Origin of the sequence: Novosphingobium anseongense (assembly GCF_037482895.1) — a bacterium.
GTDB lineage: Bacteria > Pseudomonadota > Alphaproteobacteria > Sphingomonadales > Sphingomonadaceae > Novosphingobium > Novosphingobium anseongense.
Genome location: NZ_JBBHJZ010000003.1, coordinates 304,039 through 319,940, shown reverse-complemented (window position 1 = coordinate 319,940; position 15,902 = coordinate 304,039). Strand labels below are relative to the sequence as shown.

General features: G+C 64.8%; 18 protein-coding genes. 11 read left to right on the top strand and 7 right to left on the bottom strand.

The window, feature by feature from the left end; genetic code table 11:
* Positions 1-31 precede the first annotated feature (31 nt).
* The 3 genes from WG901_RS15535 to WG901_RS15525 are packed head-to-tail and all read right to left on the bottom strand — an operon-like array spanning position 32 to position 1,437.
* Complete coding sequence (locus tag WG901_RS15535) at positions 32-331, bottom strand: hypothetical protein (RefSeq protein ID WP_339588007.1); 300 nt, start codon at positions 329-331, stop codon at positions 32-34.
* 24 nt (positions 332-355) lie between these two features.
* Positions 356-778, bottom strand: coding sequence for a response regulator (locus WG901_RS15530; protein WP_339588006.1), 423 nt, complete (start codon positions 776-778; stop codon positions 356-358).
* An 8-nt stretch (positions 779-786) separates the two neighbouring features.
* Positions 787-1,437: a sigma-70 family RNA polymerase sigma factor gene (locus WG901_RS15525; protein ID WP_339588005.1), complete on the bottom strand. Its 651-nt coding sequence runs from the start codon at positions 1,435-1,437 to the stop codon at positions 787-789.
* 178 nt (positions 1,438-1,615) lie between these two features.
* Between WG901_RS15525 and WG901_RS15520 the strand changes: the two genes are divergently transcribed.
* Positions 1,616-1,927, top strand: coding sequence for a hypothetical protein (locus WG901_RS15520; RefSeq protein ID WP_339588004.1), 312 nt, complete (start codon positions 1,616-1,618; stop codon positions 1,925-1,927).
* A gap of 200 nt (positions 1,928-2,127) precedes the next feature.
* Here WG901_RS15520 and WG901_RS15515 read toward each other — a convergent pair whose 3' ends face one another.
* Entirely contained in the window at positions 2,128-3,072 is a 945-nt protein-coding gene (locus WG901_RS15515) for a TIGR03619 family F420-dependent LLM class oxidoreductase (RefSeq protein ID WP_339588003.1), read from the bottom strand.
* Between the two features lie 103 nt (positions 3,073-3,175).
* Here WG901_RS15515 and WG901_RS15510 point away from each other — a divergent pair, with 103 nt between their 5' ends.
* The 6 genes from WG901_RS15510 (at position 3,176) to WG901_RS15485 (ending at position 8,510) form a co-directional block, all read left to right on the top strand.
* Positions 3,176-3,853, top strand: a complete 678-nt coding sequence (locus WG901_RS15510) for a TetR/AcrR family transcriptional regulator (protein ID WP_339588002.1) — start codon at positions 3,176-3,178, stop codon at positions 3,851-3,853.
* A gap of 70 nt (positions 3,854-3,923) precedes the next feature.
* Entirely contained in the window at positions 3,924-4,688 is a 765-nt protein-coding gene (locus WG901_RS15505) for an SDR family NAD(P)-dependent oxidoreductase (RefSeq protein WP_339588001.1), read from the top strand.
* A 13-nt stretch (positions 4,689-4,701) separates the two neighbouring features.
* Complete coding sequence (locus WG901_RS15500; RefSeq protein WP_339588000.1) at positions 4,702-5,514, top strand: SDR family NAD(P)-dependent oxidoreductase; 813 nt, start codon at positions 4,702-4,704, stop codon at positions 5,512-5,514.
* A gap of 10 nt (positions 5,515-5,524) precedes the next feature.
* Positions 5,525-6,814: a hypothetical protein gene (locus WG901_RS15495; RefSeq protein WP_339587999.1), complete on the top strand. Its 1,290-nt coding sequence runs from the start codon at positions 5,525-5,527 to the stop codon at positions 6,812-6,814.
* Complete coding sequence (locus tag WG901_RS15490; RefSeq protein WP_339587998.1) at positions 6,804-7,988, top strand: sulfotransferase family protein; 1,185 nt, start codon at positions 6,804-6,806, stop codon at positions 7,986-7,988. The genes WG901_RS15495 and WG901_RS15490 overlap by 11 nt, the downstream gene beginning before the upstream one ends.
* Before the next feature lie 12 nt (positions 7,989-8,000).
* Positions 8,001-8,510: a VOC family protein gene (locus tag WG901_RS15485; RefSeq protein WP_339587997.1), complete on the top strand. Its 510-nt coding sequence runs from the start codon at positions 8,001-8,003 to the stop codon at positions 8,508-8,510.
* A 33-nt stretch (positions 8,511-8,543) separates the two neighbouring features.
* Here the strand turns inward: WG901_RS15485 and WG901_RS15480 are convergent, their stop codons facing one another.
* A complete protein-coding gene (locus WG901_RS15480) occupies positions 8,544-9,035 on the bottom strand; it encodes a VOC family protein (RefSeq protein ID WP_339587996.1) in 492 nt (163 codons plus the stop codon).
* A gap of 218 nt (positions 9,036-9,253) precedes the next feature.
* Here WG901_RS15480 and WG901_RS15475 point away from each other — a divergent pair, with 218 nt between their 5' ends.
* The 3 genes from WG901_RS15475 to WG901_RS15465 all read left to right on the top strand — a co-directional run bounded on the left by WG901_RS15475 (position 9,254) and on the right by WG901_RS15465 (position 13,212).
* Positions 9,254-11,833, top strand: a complete 2,580-nt coding sequence (locus tag WG901_RS15475) for a putative bifunctional diguanylate cyclase/phosphodiesterase (protein WP_339587995.1) — start codon at positions 9,254-9,256, stop codon at positions 11,831-11,833.
* Between the two features lie 327 nt (positions 11,834-12,160).
* Positions 12,161-12,430: a GlsB/YeaQ/YmgE family stress response membrane protein gene (locus WG901_RS15470; RefSeq protein ID WP_339587994.1), complete on the top strand. Its 270-nt coding sequence runs from the start codon at positions 12,161-12,163 to the stop codon at positions 12,428-12,430.
* A gap of 131 nt (positions 12,431-12,561) precedes the next feature.
* A complete protein-coding gene (locus WG901_RS15465; protein ID WP_339587993.1) occupies positions 12,562-13,212 on the top strand; it encodes a superoxide dismutase in 651 nt (216 codons plus the stop codon).
* Between the two features lie 59 nt (positions 13,213-13,271).
* Here WG901_RS15465 and WG901_RS15460 read toward each other — a convergent pair whose 3' ends face one another.
* Both WG901_RS15460 and WG901_RS15455 read right to left on the bottom strand, forming a co-directional pair.
* Positions 13,272-13,817 (bottom strand): sigma-70 family RNA polymerase sigma factor, encoded by a 546-nt coding sequence (locus WG901_RS15460; RefSeq protein WP_339587992.1) that lies wholly within the window; start codon positions 13,815-13,817, stop codon positions 13,272-13,274.
* Entirely contained in the window at positions 13,804-14,091 is a 288-nt protein-coding gene (locus tag WG901_RS15455) for a NepR family anti-sigma factor (protein ID WP_339587991.1), read from the bottom strand. The genes WG901_RS15460 and WG901_RS15455 overlap by 14 nt, the downstream gene beginning before the upstream one ends.
* A gap of 98 nt (positions 14,092-14,189) precedes the next feature.
* Between WG901_RS15455 and WG901_RS15450 the strand changes: the two genes are divergently transcribed.
* Positions 14,190-15,845, top strand: a complete 1,656-nt coding sequence (locus WG901_RS15450; RefSeq protein ID WP_339587990.1) for a CHASE domain-containing protein — start codon at positions 14,190-14,192, stop codon at positions 15,843-15,845.
* Positions 15,846-15,902 lie beyond the last annotated feature (57 nt).

Below are 15,902 nucleotides of genomic sequence, written 5' to 3'. Positions count from 1 at the left end.
CCCCCAGCCGATATCGATGGCGACGTTCCGATCAGGCGACGGGCGCGGGCTCATGCGGGCGATCGCCCGCCGCATCCTTGCGGTGCGGAGACAGCAAGTAGCGCCAGACGCCGACCCCGTTGATGACCAGAAGGACCACGTTCTGCATGCCGATGCCCTCGCTATCGGGCTGGAGAAAACCCCAGACGATCAGCGCCAGCGAGGACGTCACGAACACCACCATGGCATAGCCGGTCCATCGCCGACCGAGATCGAGCGAGACCAGGAGAGCCGCGATCGTCGCCGCGATCGCGCCGTAATATTGCAGCCCGGTGAGGACAGCTTCGTTCATGGCGCCACCGTCAAAATAGAGAGTTCAACTGGCCGCGCGAAAGCAGAGATTGAGTTCTGGCGGCACGTTCTCGGCCTCACCGTTCAACGCCATCGACACGGCCGCCAGAATCGCGTGGTGTGAAAACGGTTTCTGCACCACGCCCAGCGCAGTGGGTGCCGGCGTACCGATCTGTGCAGGGTTCGCCGTGACATAGACGATCACCGTGCCATAGCGCTCTGCAAGCTGTTGCGCGATCGTCAGACCCGACGGCCCGTCACGCAGATTGAGATCGACGAGCGCCACTTCGGGCCATTCGTCGAGTGCATGCGCGGAAGCCTGATCCGGAACGATGCCGACCACCTTGTGGCCAGCATCGGTAAGGATGTCTTCGAGTTGGAGCGCCACCAGAAACTCGTCCTCGACGATAAGGACGTTGGCGCTCGTACGGGTCGTCGTTTGCAGCATCTGCTTTTTCAGGCCGCCCTGGCTTCCAGAGCCTGGGGGTTGGCGATCCGCGCCAGTTCGTCAAAGAACGCGCCGACCGCATCGCCCGACAGGACGAAGTTGTGACGGAAGTCCGGCAACTTGCCCGAAGCGAGAACGTGGCTCAGCATTGCACGAGCGCGACAAATCCGGCTCTTCACCGTACCCAACGCGATTCCGCAGATGTCGGCAATTTCCTCATAGGAAAGGCTGCCGATGGCGACCAGGATAAGGGCTTCGCGATAAGTGTCGGGAACGACGGCCAGCGCACGCAGCACGTCCGAGAGCTCGACCGCGCTTTCCTGCGAGGCGGGTGCGCGCAGCACGCGCTCGGCAACGCCCTCGTCGTAATCACCATGAAAGCGAGCACGGCGCGCTTCGCTGTAGAAGTGGTTGCGCAAGATCGTGAAGGTCCATGCCTTGAAGTTGGTGCCTGCGCGATAACGCTCACGTGCAGCCCAGGCACGCAGCAGCGCTTCCTGAGCCAAGTCGTCCGCGCGATCGCGACATCCACAGAGCCCGCGAGCAAAGGCACGAAGATGGGGTGCGACTTCGGTGAGCGCGCGCTTGAAATCCCTGTCGCTCAGGGGGGCGAATTCGCGCTCGGCCGTATCAGCCGCCTCATTCATCTCCACCGCCATGCGATAACCTCCGCTTGTTAATCCTTGACCCCGTTAACTGTTCTCGATGCGCGATGGTTCCCGAGTGCGCAATTTTACACGGAACCTCATGATCTCGACGATCGCCGGGAACCGCTTTCGCATGCGTCACGTTCTTCCCTCACCGGCCCGAAAGTGGCCGTGAGCACAGGAGATCATCATGAGTGACATCGCCGAAACCGCGCCAGCGCAGGCCGTCACCAGCGACGCCGCGTCGGCCAGGGCGCCCGATCCGCGCCGCCACTATTCGAGCCCGGAAGAACTGCGCGAGGACATTGCGCTCGATCTCGACACCCGCGAGGAACTGTTGCGCCAGTGGCAGAAGGATCTCGATCAGCGGCTCGAGGCAGAGTCCGAAGGAATGAGCGCGTCAGATCCGATTTCGGAAGAGCAGGAATCGAAGCTCGCAAGCGAACATCGTCGCGTCAGCAAGGCTCTCGAAAACATCGCCGCGGAACGCCAGCGCATCTAGCCTGCGTCCGCTCCCCATCCCAGGTGCGCCCCCGCTGGCAAAGCGGGGGCGCGGGTCTACTGGGGCCGGCCGCAGTGCCCTTCACACGACGGCTGACGATCCCTGTTTGGGCGAAATGCCTTGTAGTGAGCTTTACCGGACTGGTTGCCAAACGACCTTGCCACTTTGCTAACCCGCATCGGCCGATTCAAGGCAAGTGCTTATAAATCCTCGATCGGCGCCACGATCGTTTCTGCGAATTCGGCAAATTTGGCCTTAATACCCGCCTGTTCGCGCGGAAGCTCGCCGCTCGAAGCGAGGTTGAATTCGGTGACACCGGCGTCGCGATAGCGCTTGAGATCGTCGAGCGATGCATTGCTGTAGACGATCTTGATGATCCGCAGCGCCTCCGGATCACGGCCGGCCTCACGCGTCATCGCCTTGAGCTCGGCGATTGCGGCAGGCGCCTGATCCACGGGCAGGTTGTAGGGCAGCCAGCCGTCGGCCAACCGCGCGACGCGGCGCATGGCGGGCTTGCTCTCGCCGCCGATCAGAATCGGCACGCCGCCCGGGCGCCTGGGCTTGGGGAAGGAATAAGCATCGGCGAAGGCGAAGTGATCGCCCTGATAGCTGGACCTTTCGTCGCGCCAAAGGCGGCGCAGCGCGACGATCGCCTCGTCGGTGCGCTTGCCGCGCGTGTGAAAGTCGAGCCCGAGCGCGTCGAACTCTTCCTTGGCCCAGCCGACGCCGACGCCGAGCACCACGCGACCGCCGCAGAACGAGTCCAGCGAGGCCAGTTCCTTGGCGAGGGATAGCGGATTGCGCTGCGGCAGGACTAGGATGTTGCTGCCCACCTCGATCGTCGATGTCGCTGCCGCGGCCCAGGCCATGCCCATCACCGGATCGACCAGCGGCGCGCGCACGTCGGCCATGGCATAGGTGTCGTCGTCCCATTGCAGCGGCGCATCGTCCGACTGTTCGGGCATGTCCTGCCCCGAACCCGCGGCATAGGGGTAGGCGCTATCGGGATAGGCGGCGAACTGGACGACATGCTCGGGCAGCCAGTAATGCGCGAAACCCGCCTCCTCGGCGGCGCGCGCCGAATGCCGGATGAAATGGCCATCAGCATAAGGGCCGATGCCGCCGCAGGTGATGCCCACCTTCATCGCACACGCTCCTCGTTGCCGCCGCTGACAGACGAACGGCTTGGCAAGGCGCCAAACCTGTCCTAATCCTTACGAATTATCAAGCGAGCGGACGGACTGCAGGTTGACCGAGAAGGCAAGGCGAATTTCCGAGGCCGCGAGTGGCGGCGAGACCGCGCTGATCCTGGCGGCCGAGCGCCTGTTTGCCGAGCGCGGGATCGCGGCCGTGGCGCTGCGCCATGTCAACCAGGCGGCGAACCAGCGCAACATGTCGGCCGCACATTACCACTTCGGCTCGCGTGAGGGGCTGGTCCATGCCGTGCTGATGTACCGCTGGCCAGACCTCGATCGGCGCCGCGGCGTCATGCTCGAGGAACGATCGGGCAAGCGCGACCTGCGCTTCTACCTCGAGGCTTTCATCATGCCGCTGGCAGAGGAATTGCACCCGCGCGACGGGGGCAATTTCTACATTCGCTTCATGCAGCAATACGAACGGTTCCGGCAGGACTACAGCACCGCGCGCCAGTTGACGCCGTTCAGCGTCGAGATCTACGATCATATCGAGCGGCTGATCGGCTATCTGCCCGAGGCCGTCCGCCGGCTGCGCATCGGCTATCTGATCAACATGATCCATTCGGTCCTGGCGATCGCCGAAGAGCGGCTGGGCCAGGACAAGGTCGCGCCCGCCGAGATCGCGTTGATCGCCGCGAACCTGATCGACATGTGCGCGAGCGCGCTGACCGCGCCGCTGTCGATCGACACCCAGGATCTGCTTCCCGGCGAGCCAAGTACCTTGCCCTGACGGTCAAGCGTGGCGCGCTTGACCGCAAATCCTAATTCCCACAGATTATTCCGTGAGAGGGAGAGTCGCGATGGGCATGCTCGAAGGCAAGATCGCGCTGATCACCGGCGCGGGCACCGGAATCGGCAAGGGCACGGCGCTGATGTTCGCCGAGGAGGGCGCCAAGGTCGTCATCGCCGCGCGACGCGAAGCGCCCTTGCAGGCGGTTTCTGCGCTCGCACCCGACAGCATCAGCTACGTGCAGATGGACCTGACCAGCGCCGAAGGTCGCGCCCGCGCACTGCAGACCGTGATCGATCGCCACGGCCGGCTCGACGTGCTTGTCAGCAATGCCGGCGCCCAGCTGTGGAAGAGCTTCGCCGAGACCAGCGACGACGAGATCGAGACGATCTTCGCGACCAACCTCGCCGCGACCACGCGCTTCTTCAAGCAGGCGTTGCCCTACCTCGAAGCGAGCAAGGGCAACGTCGTGGTCGTCTCGTCGACGGCCTCGCACTACACCTTGGTGCCCACGCAGAAGCTCTCGGTCTACGGCGCCTCGAAGGCCGGCCTCAACCAGCTGACGCGCACGCTGGCACCCGAGCTCGGGCCGCTCGGCATTCGCATCAACGCGGTCGCGCCGGGGCTGACGCGCGGCGAATATTCGGGCGAAAGCCTCGATCTCGAACAGGATCAGGCGACACGCGACTGGATCGCCTCGGTCACCGCGCTCGGCCGCATGGGCGAGCCGCGCGACATTGCCGAGGCGATCACCTGGCTCGCCAGCGACCGCGCCGCCTGGATCACCGGCCAGGTCATCGACGCAAGCGGCGGCTGGCAGATCGGGCCGCGGTGAGGGGAGAAGCGCGATGAGCGAAGGCAAAAACGTAGTCGTCACCGGTGCGGCCGGCGGCATCGGCCGGGCGACCTGCGAGCGGCTGGCCGCGGCCGGCTGGCAAGTGCTCGCGGTCGATCACGACGCGGGCAAGCTCGCCTGGACGCAGGGTCTGGCCAACGTCGTGGCGCTGGCGGCCGACGTATCGTCGGAGGCGGACAACCAGCGGATCGCAGCGGAGGCCGAAACGCGGTTTGGTGGTGTTCGGGCGGCTATTTTCAACGCCGGGATCGGCGGCGGCGGATCGATCGACGGCCTGCCTTTCGCCCAGTTTCAACGGATTCTCGGGGTGAACCTCGTCGGTCCCGTGCTCGGCATCCGCGCGCTGCTGCCGCTGCTGCGCCGGGCCGGCGGTGGCGCGATCGCGGTGACGTCTTCGACGATGGGCGTGGGTGGCGAGGCCGAAAACTGGGCCTATTCGATGACCAAGCACGCGCTGATCGGCCTGGTCCAGTCGCTCTCGCGCGAGATCGGCTGGGAAGGCATCCGCATCAACGCGCTCTGCCCCGGGCCGACCCGAACCGCAATCGCCGGCATGGAAGGTCAGGACGGCGTTGCCGAGGCCGATCTGCCGCCGCACTATCATTCGCTGAAGCGCCAGGTGCCGCTGCAGCGCTGGGCCGATCCTGACGAGATGGCCTCGGTGCTCGAATTCCTCGTCTCCCCGGCATCGTCCTACGTCAACGGTCACGCGCTCGTCGCCGACGGCGGCGCTGTGGTCGGCACGGGGTTGACCCTGCCCAAGACCGGCGCGGCGCGTACCTACCCCCTCGACGACAAGCATTGAGGCAACACCCATGACCGACAATTCGAGTGGCATGTCGCAGGACAATTTCGTGCCTGTCGTCGATAGCGCCGAGCGCGCGCCCGCCGACTTCTCGTCGGACGAGGGCGCGCTGGCCTATGCCTATGGCGAGATCGACAAGCTCGTCGAATCGATGCGCTATTCGCTGAAGAAGCAGATAGTCGGCTGGCCCGCGGAAGACCGCGAGATCAACACCTACGAGGCGCTGCGCCACCTGCTGCGCAACATGAGCTTCGGCCACGCCGCGCATGTCGAGGGCGACTACGGCAACCCGACCCTGACCAAGATGGGCGGCACCAACCGCATCCAGTTCCAGCTGCAATCGACCGACTGCAACTACCATTCGGCGATCCTCCACGGCGCCCACACCTATCGCCTCAAGGGCCATCGCGGCTCCTGCGCGGTGTTCCAGATCAGCACCTACAACAGCCATTCGTGCGACTTCGTCGGCGGCTGGAAGATGATCGGCAACGCCAACAACGTCGACACGCCGCAATTCGCCGCGGGCCAGGACATCGACGTCGTGCTGAGCCACCAGCGGCCCGCGGACCTCGGCCCCGGCCAGGTCTGGCTCGAACTGCCCGAGGGCCGCTGCGAGATGCATATCCGCCAGTATTATGCCGACTGGTTCACCGAGCAGCCCGCCAATCTGATGCTGACCTGCGAGAACCAGGTCTTCCCCGCGCCGCTGCTCACGCGCGAGAGTTCGGAAGAGCGGTTCAAGCGCCTCGTCGACCTGCTGCGCGTCCACGCCGATTTCTGCGAGGCTGGCGTCAAGGGCCACCTCGCGTCGCCACCCGACCGGATCGCGCGCTTCGTCGTCCCCGGGGCTTTCGCCGGCACCGACTATTTCTCGGGCGCCCTCCGCTGCCGGCCCGACGAGGCGGTGATCATCGAAGTCGACAAGCCCGACTGCGAATACTGGAACGTCGAGTTGACCCAGCTCCAGTGGGAGCCCGGCGACTGGTGGGCGCGGCTCCTCAACTACAACCTCGCACAGGTCCACTACGAGGCCGACGGCAAGGTGCGCTTCATCGCCAGCTGGAACGATCCGGGGCTGCCCAACTGGTTCGACTGCTCGGGCCGCACCACGCACCTCGTCGGCTTCCGCTTCTTCGAGACCAAGAGCGAGCAGGCCGAGCCGCGGGTCAAGGTGGTGCCGCTGGCCGAGCTCGCACAGCACATTTCCGCCGACATGCCGCGGATCAGCCCGGCCGAGCGGCAGGCGCAGATGGAGGCGCGGCTGGTCTCGGTCTACCGGAGGCGTTTCCATGACTTCTGAACTCGATCAGGCCAAGCAGGCCTTTGCCTTCGAGCCGCTGCTCGACCAGGCCTTCGCCGAGGCCGGCACGGGTGCCAGTTCGTTCCGCGACGAACGCTTCTTCGAGGGCCTGCATCGCGTCCTGGCGATCCCGCACAACATCGCCATCTCGCTGAGCGGGGTGCAGATCATGCACGCGAACTCGCTGCGCTTCCTGGTCAACCGGCTGCGCTGGGAAGCCGACGTCGCGCGGCATCCCGAGATCCTCGACGAGGACGTCGACGATCCGATCGTCGTGCTCGGCCTGCCGCGCTCGGGCACGACCAAGCTGCAGCGCTTCCTCTCGGCCGATCCGGCGCTGCAGGCGACCCCGGCCTGGGCGATGTGGAACCCCGCGCCGTTCCCCGGCGAGATGCGTGGCGATCCCTCGCCCCGCCGCGAATGGGCCGCGCGGATGATGAACGCGGTGACCAACACCGGCGAAACCTATCAGAAGATGCACGAGTTCGCCGCCGACGAGGCCGAGGAATCGAGCTTCATCCCGATCGCCAATTTCGACAACATCGGCCAGTTCATCACCGCGCCCGACTATTCCTATCTCGACTGGCTGCGCTCGCGCAGCCGCGTGCCGTCGCAAGAGTACCTCAAGCAACAGCTCAAGTACCTGCAGTGGCAGAACGGCGGCAAGAACGACCGGCCCTGGCTGCTCAAGAACCCCTGCAACACCGGCGAATTCCTCGAAGTTCTCGAGGTCTTCCCGCGCGCGACCTTCGTGATCTCGCGACGCGACATCTACAAGACGATGGGCTCGTCGATGCGCATGGGCACCGAAATCCTGCAGAACACCTTCGACCCGCTCGATCCGCAATTCGTCGGCCGGTACACGGTCGACATCTGGGCCTATGAGGCGAAGCGTTATCTCGAACAGCGCCAGGCCAAGGGTTCCGAGGTGCGGCTGATCGAGGCAGACTACCGGACTTGCGTGACCGATGGCATCAGCGTCGCACGCGAGGTCTATGCGGCGCACGGCCTGCCCTGGACCGCGCGGGGCGAGGCCGCGATGCGCCAATGGGACATCGACAACCCGCGTCACAAGCTCGGCTCCTACGGTTACGAGCTCGAGGACTACGGCTGGTCAGAGGAAAAGATCGCCGAGGCCTTCGGCCCAATCGCCGAAGATTGGCGCGGAAAGTAAGGGAGAGATACAATGATGTTCCTGCGCGGACACATGCAGAATGCCTATGTCACCCACGATCTCGACAAGGCGATCGAGATCATCGGCAACCAGTACGACATGGAGCCGTTCCAGCGGATCGATCCCGTGCTGACGATCAAGACGCCAAAGGGCAATCAGCCGATGGCGAACCGCGTGGCGTCCTACTGGGCCGGCGGGCTCAACATCGAGATCATCCAGCCCGTTTCAGGCTATGTCGATGATTACCTGGCGATGCTGCCGAGCGATAAGACCGACTGCGTGCCGCGCTTCCACCACATCTCGCTGCGCCGAGACGACGAGGCCGAGATGCGCAAGGAGATCGCCGCGCTGGGCCTGCCGCTCGCTTTCGAGGGGCCGCTGACCAGCGAGGCCGATATCCCGCCGCTGATCTTCATCTATCTCGACGGCCGCAAGTCGCTTGGCCACTACGTCGAGTTCACCTGGAAGAGCCCCGAGGCTTGGCAGTTCGTAGGTTGGCCAGAGGGTCGGCCGGTCTGGTAAAGCGGCGGCCCGGGTAAGCCCGGGCCACTCGCCTCAGGCCTTCACCGCTTTGCCCTCGGGCCAGCCCTGGCCTTTCCAGCCCTCGGCATCGGCCCAGACATATTCGAAGAAGTGCCCGAGGCTTTCGCGCGCGTCGAGATAGATGAAGACGAGGCCCGGCACCGAACCCTCGAACACGACCGGCAGCCCCAGGTCGGCGATCTCCTGGCGCATCTGCGCCTCGTCGTCGCGGCGCACGGCCACGTGGTGGAAGACGGGTGTCGGATCCGATCTGTCGGCGCCGAGCACGCAGGCATAGGGATCGGTCCAGCCCTCGACCGGCTGGATCAACTCGATCTGCACGTCGTCGCACCAGCCGAGCGCCACGCGCACGCTGGCCTCCTTGTCGCCCGTAGGCGTGGCCAGCACCATGTCGGGCTCGAAGCGGATCCAGTCCTTCACACCCCAGCGATCGCTGACGAGCGTCATCGCCGCTTCGAGATCATGCGTGATGTAAGCGTTCTGGTAGTGGTTCCTCAGGAACATGCGCCGATCCTCCGCCCGATTTCCTCGAAAGGTGCGGGGCGCACTTCGGGTCGTCAAGCGCGGCGACGGGCCGGTCAAGCACCTCTGCCGCCCCGGCCAATCCCCGCTCACCGGGCCGAAACAGGCTTAGCGAAATCTCAACCAAAACCGGTCCAAGAGCATGCGGACTTGGAAAAATGGTGGCCTGACCAGGGCAGGCAATAGGAAACCGAACGAGCATGGAGCGCTTCCAGTCCCTGATTGCTCGCCTTAAAGGCACGCGGCGCACGCAGGCAGCGATCTTCGTCTGCGCCGCGCTGGCGATTGCCATGGGCCTGCTCGGCATGTCGGGCTGGGTCTTTGCCAGCGACGTCCTCCGCGTCCAACTGATCGAATACACGACCCTCAATCCGGCGACGGCCATCGGGCTCATTCTGGCTGGCACCTCGGTTGCCTTTACCGCGCTACGCCAGCGGCCCTGGGCCATGGGCGCTGCGCTGCTGGTGATCGCCATTGCCGCCGCGAAGATTGCGGACATCGTGATCGGCGGAATCCCGGTCGATCGCCTGATCTTCACCGACCTGCTCGACAGCGGCATCGTTCCGCGCCCGAGCCGGATGGCACCGAACACCGCCGTCGCGCTCATGTGCGCAGGACTGGCGCTCTGCCTGCTCCAGACCCACGGACGTCTGACGCGTCAGGGCGCGCAACTCCTGGCGATGTGGGTCATGCTCGGCGCGTCCTTCGTGCTGGTCGGCCACACCTTCAGCCTGTTCTACTTCAACCGTTTCGGAACCTATCTGCCGATGGCCAAGCCCACGGCGATCGGTCTCCAGGCAATCGGCTTCGCCGTCATGGCGCTGTCGCGCGACATCGGCCTCATGCTGGTGCTGCGCGACCGCGGTCCTTCGGGCGCCATGTTCCGGATCACCCTGCCGCTGATCATCGTCATCCCGCTGACCGTGGGCGTGCTCCGCATCCTGGGCGAGCGCAACGGGCTCTACGGCCGAGAGGCGGGGATGGCACTGCAGGTCATGGGCAATGTCATGGTCACTTCGACCCTGCTTCTGGCCTGCGCGATCGTGCTCTACCGCAGCGACATCGCGCGACGCCAGCAGGAGATCGAACTGCGCAACAGCGAACAGTTCAGCCGGTTGGTGGCTTCGGCCAACCCCGATTGCATCTCGCTGCTCGACGAAGACCACACCGTGCTCTTCGCCAACGAAGCGCTGCTGCGTGCTTACAGGCTCGACAACGTATCGCAGATCATCGGCAAGCCGTATGGCCATCTGCTCGACAACGGCACTCGGGCAGATCGCGACGCCGCCCTGGCTGCGGCGCGCGACGAGGGCAGCGGGCGCTTCACGCTGTGCTATCCCGACGCGGCGGGCAAGCCCCGCTGGTTCGACTCGATCATCTCGCGGCTGCCGGACGACCACAATTGGCCGTTCCGCTACATGGTGATCTCGCGCGACGTCTCGGAAAAGCGCGAGATCGAGGACAAGGTTCGCTGGAAGGCATCGCACGACGACCTTACCAAACTGCCGAACCGCGCCCAGTTCCAGACCCATCTCGATCGCCATGTCCGCCAGGCCGGGCAGGAAGGCTTCGCGCTCTTCGCGCTCGACATCGACAACTTCAAGACGGTCAACGACACGCTCGGACACGACGCCGGGGATCGGCTGCTGAAGACCGTTGCCGAGCGCATCAGCCGCGCCGTCCGCCAGGGCGACGTCGTCGCCCGCCTGGCCGGCGACGAATTCGCGGTCATCGCGCGCAACGTGCGCACCGAGCCGGGCGCGGTGGCGTTGGCCGAGCGGATCTTCGACAGCCTGCGCGAGCCATGGCTCTATGAGGGCCGGCCGCACGAATGCCGTGTGAGCATCGGCGCGTCGCTCGCGCCGCGCCATGGCGATGGCGCCGAGGAACTTTTCAAGCACGCTGACATCGCGCTCTACGAGGCGAAGGCGCGCGGCAAGGGGCAGATCGCGGTCTTCCGTCAGACCATGAAATCGGCGGTCGAGAAGCGCAGCCGCCAGCTTTCGCTGGCCCGTCATGCGCTCAGCAGCGATTTCATCGTGCCCTACTACCAGCCCAAGGTGGAACTCAGCACGGGTCGCGTCGCCGGCTTCGAAGCACTGCTGCGCTGGCGGCACCCGACCCAGGGCGTGCAGATGCCGGGCACGATCGCTGCCGCTTTCGAAGACCTGGAACTCGCGCATGAGATCACCGATCGCATGCTCGGCCAAATCCTGATCGACATGCGTCGCTGGCTCGATCGCGGCCTGCCGTTCGGCCATGTCGCGATGAATGTCACCGCGTCGGATCTGCGCCAGGAGAATTTCTCCGATCGGCTGCTCACCAGCCTGGCCGAGCTGTCGTTGCCGCACGATTGCCTGCAGGTGGAGGTCACCGAAACCGTGTTCCTTGGCCGCGGCGCCGAATATGTCGAGCGGGCGCTACGGCAGCTCCACGATGCCGGCATCCGCGTTGCGCTCGACGACTTCGGCACGGGCTACGCCTCGTTGTCGCACCTCAAGCAGTTCCCGGTCGACATCGTGAAGATCGACCGTTCGTTCCTGCACGACTTTGCGCTCGATCCGCAGAACCAGGCCATCATAAACACGGTGATCAACTTGGGGCACAGCCTCGACATCGAGATCGTCGCCGAAGGGATCGAGACTCGCGAGCAGGAGCGGCATCTGCTGTCGCGCAATTGCACCTATGGACAGGGCTATCTCTACGGCAAGGCGATGCCGGCGCTGCGTGTGCCGCGGCTGTTGACCACGTTCCAGAGCGAGTTTCAGCGCGCCGCCTGAGGTCTCAGAGGCTTAACACAAAAAAGCCCCCGCCGGAGCGGGGGCAAGACAGTCGTGTTTTTCGAGATCTGCCACCCGTGGTCATGGGCGGCGGACTCGACCGTCTTACAACGCCGGAGCTCCCTTGTCTCGCCCTTTGCCGGGCACTGTTTCAAAGCGGGACAAGCACTTAGCCGCGAAATCGAGCCACCCCGCCGACACTGCCCAAATACCGCCATCGCGCCACGCCAGGCCGCCCGCGCCACCGGTGGGCGCCGCCCGGCGCAACGGGAACAAATTCCGAACCCTGTCGTTAGGTTCTACACATCTGACAGGAGTTTGCGTGCCATGACTCTCATACTCGTACTCGTCGTCGGCGGCGTCATCGGCTGGCTTGCCAGCATCGTCATGCGCACCGACGCCCAGCAGGGCATCCTGCTCAACATCGTCGTCGGCATCGTCGGCGCGCTCATCGCGGGCGTGCTGATCACCCCGCTGATCGGCGGCGCGCCGATCACCAGCGGCGCCTTCGACTTCATGTCGCTGCTCGCCTCGTTCCTCGGCGCGGTGGTCCTGCTGGCGATCATCAATCTGTTTCGTCGCGGCTCGACGCGTTAAGCCATAGACCTACGATACAAGAGGATGACGGGCCGATGTGCCCGTCATCTTTTTTGCACGTCCGGGCTGGGCGCAGAAACCAGCCAAGGGCACGAGGGGTTTGAAGGGCAAGCATCATAGGAACCTGATCCATGACCATTTCGCTCATTCCCCTGCCCTATCCCGCCGATGCTCTCGAACCGCATATCTCGAAGCGGACGCTCGACCTGCATCACGGCGCTCATCACAAGACCTATGTCGACAAGACAAACGACGCGATCGCCGGCACCAAGCTCGCCGACGCTGAACTCAACGACGTGGTCAAGGCCGCGAAGGACGATCCCAAGCTGTTCAACAACGCCGCGCAGGTTTGGAACCATGGCTTCTACTGGCACAGCCTGACTCCGGAGACGACGACGCCCAGTGGGGCGCTCGCGAAGGCGATCGATCGCGACTTCGGGTCGCTCGACGCGCTCAAGGAAAAGCTCGAAGCCGAGGCTGTCGGACATTTCGGTTCGGGCTGGGCGTGGCTGGTGGCCAAGGGCGACACCCTCGAGGTCGTGTCGACACACGACGCCCATTCGCCGTTCAGCGACGACAGCGGCATTCCGCTGCTGACGATCGACGTCTGGGAGCACGCCTATTACCTCGACGTGCAGAACAAGCGCCCCGCCTATATCAAGGCGGTGCTCGACAAACTGATCAACTGGCGCTTCGCTTCGGAGAATTTCGAGCGTGGCAGCGTCTGGCGCTATCCGAGCGAGGTCGAGCAGTCGACGGGCAAGCTTGAAAACGCGAGCTGATCCAAAGCTGAAATCAAAAGAACGGCCCGCCAGATCGGCGGGCCGTTTGGTTTGTGGCGTCAGACCTTCTCGGGCTCGACGATGATCGTGTCGCGCTCGGGGTCGAGCAATCGCGCGAGCTGATCGCGGGCGCGGGCGACGCGGCTCTTCATCGTACCGACCGCGCAATCGCTGATCTTGGCCGCTTCCTCGTACGTGAAGCCGCCGGCTCCGACGAGAAGCAACGCTTCGCGCCGTTCGGGCGAAAGCTTCATCAGCGCCACTTCCATGTCCGAGAGATGCAGCGGTGCTTCCTGATCGGCGTCGATCACCAGCAGGCGCTCGGCCGAATCCGGATCGTAGTCGGCCTGATGGCGGTTGCGGCGGAGTTCGCTGAGGAAATGATTGCGCAGGATCGCGAAGGTCCAGGCACGCATGTTCGTCCCGGGCGTGAAACGCTCGCGCGCGGTCCAGGCCTTGATCGCGGTTTCCTGCACAAGGTCGTCGGCAAAGTCGGGACGGCCGCAAAGGCCGCGCGCGAAGGCGCGAAGGTGCGGCAGAACGGCGAGCAGATCGCGCTTGAAGACCTCGTCGTCGTGAGCGATCGAGCCGTCAGTCACGCTCATTTTTCGCCCGGTCGAGCTTTTTGAGCAGATCGTCAAAGCTGTCGGGCAGGGGTTCGTGCACGACGGAGTTGTAGAGCTGCCTCAGGCCATCGGCCCAGCCCGGCTCCGCGCGATCGCGTGCCGGTTCCGAACGCACCTGACTAGGCTTCCGGTCATTCATTCCCGGTGGCTGGCTCAAAACAAACTCCATCTTGCAAGGTCCTATTTCCTTCCAATCCGCCGGAGCGTCAAGCACACCGCTCATTGCGACAGTCAGCAATGGAACTTTCGACACTGGACATGGTTCCATTGCCGACGAAAGCTTGCCAAGTAGTCGAAGGGGGGCACTTGCGCAGGTCCGTGACCGTCATCCCCATTTGTATTTGAGGCGTCATGGATAAAGCGCTGCTCGCCCGTGTCGAAAAACAGGCGTGGTTTCACCGCTACCCACGCGGCTGGCCGCTCCTCCTGTTCCTGCTCGTCGCCGCGGGTACGCTTCTCAGCGTCATGGCCATAGAGCGCGCTGAGGCCGAGCGCCGCCAGATCGAGCTCGACCGCAACGTCACCGAGCTCGCATCCGGTCTGCAGCGTCGCGCCTCTGAGAACATCGCCATCCTGCGCGCGGGCGCGGCGCTTTTCACCGCCAACGACCGCGTGTCTCCCGAAGCCTTCGAGGAGATCGCCAAGGGCCTCTACAGCGACAATGACTACCACGGCTCGATGGGCATCGCCTGGGCCCGCTGGACCCCGGCAGACGACTTCGCGCGCTTCGAAAAGGCAGTCCAGGATGTCGTGGACCCCGCTTACCACGTAAAGCCGGGGGTCCAGCCAGGGCGCGGAGTCTACGTGCCGATCGTCTATGTCGAACCCAAGACCGACGCCAACCGTGCCGCGGTCGGCTTCGACATGTATTCGGAGCCTGTCCGCCGCGAAGCGATGAACCTCGCCGCCGCGCTGGGGCAGCCGGTGGCTTCGGGCCTCGTCCACCTGGTGCAGGATCGTGGTGCGCCCGAAGCCAAGGGATTTCTGATCTACATGCCGGTCTTCGCCGGGCAAGGCGCAGAGCGCCGCGTGCGCGGCTTCGTCTACAGTCCCTTCCGCGCGCGCGAGTTCCTGGGTTCGGCGGTCGAGTTGGTGCGCGATCGAGGCGTCGAGATTGCAATCTACGATGGCATGCGCCGGCCCGACCGGCTGCTCGCAGCGCGACTGATCGATGGCGACAATGCGGTCTCGCTCGATCGGCGGATCGTCGTTGCCAACCGGCCCTGGATCGTCAGCGTCAGCTTCAAGCGCGCGCGGACCTTGTCGGCGCTGTCGCGCGCGACCCTGGTGTTCGGCGCCGTGCTCGGCGTGCTGGTCATGTTCATCGCGCGGCTGATCACCAAGCGCTCGGCCGAGGACCGGATCGTGCTCGAATGGTTCAGCGACCAGTCGGCGATCCGCAACTCGCTGACCCGCGAACTCAATCACCGGGTGAAGAACACGCTGGCCAATGTCCTGTCGATCGTCGCGCTGACGCGGCGGCGATCGGTCGACCTCGACGATTTCGCCGAGAGCCTGACCGGTCGCATCCGCGCCCTTTCGGCGACGCACGACCTGCTGTCGCAGAGCGACTGGACCGACGCGCCGGTTGCCGAGATCGTCCGCAGCGAACTCGCGCCTTACATGGGCGAGAAGGACGGACACATCGACATGGCCGGGCCGGCGATCAACCTCGCGCCCAACGACGCGATGTCACTGGGGTTGGCGATCCATGAACTGGCGACGAACGCCGCGAAATACGGCGCGCTGAGCACGTCGGAGGGGCGCGTCTATATCGAATGGCGGCTGATTGCGCCCGATGTCGCCGAACTGCACTGGCGCGAGGCTGGCGGCCCGCCCGTGATCGCGCCGAAGAAGCGCGGCTTCGGCCGTGATCTGCTCGAGAAGATCGTGGCCCACGAACTCGGATCGAAGGTCGACCTGCGCTTCGATCCCGAAGGTGTCGAATGCACGCTGCAGGTCCCCGTGCGCAAGCTGACGAGCTTCGCGCTGCGCTCCACGCGATAGAGGAAGCCGCCCGAAGCCGGTCGTGCTGAGCCCCAGGCGCAACCGTTGCGCCAACAC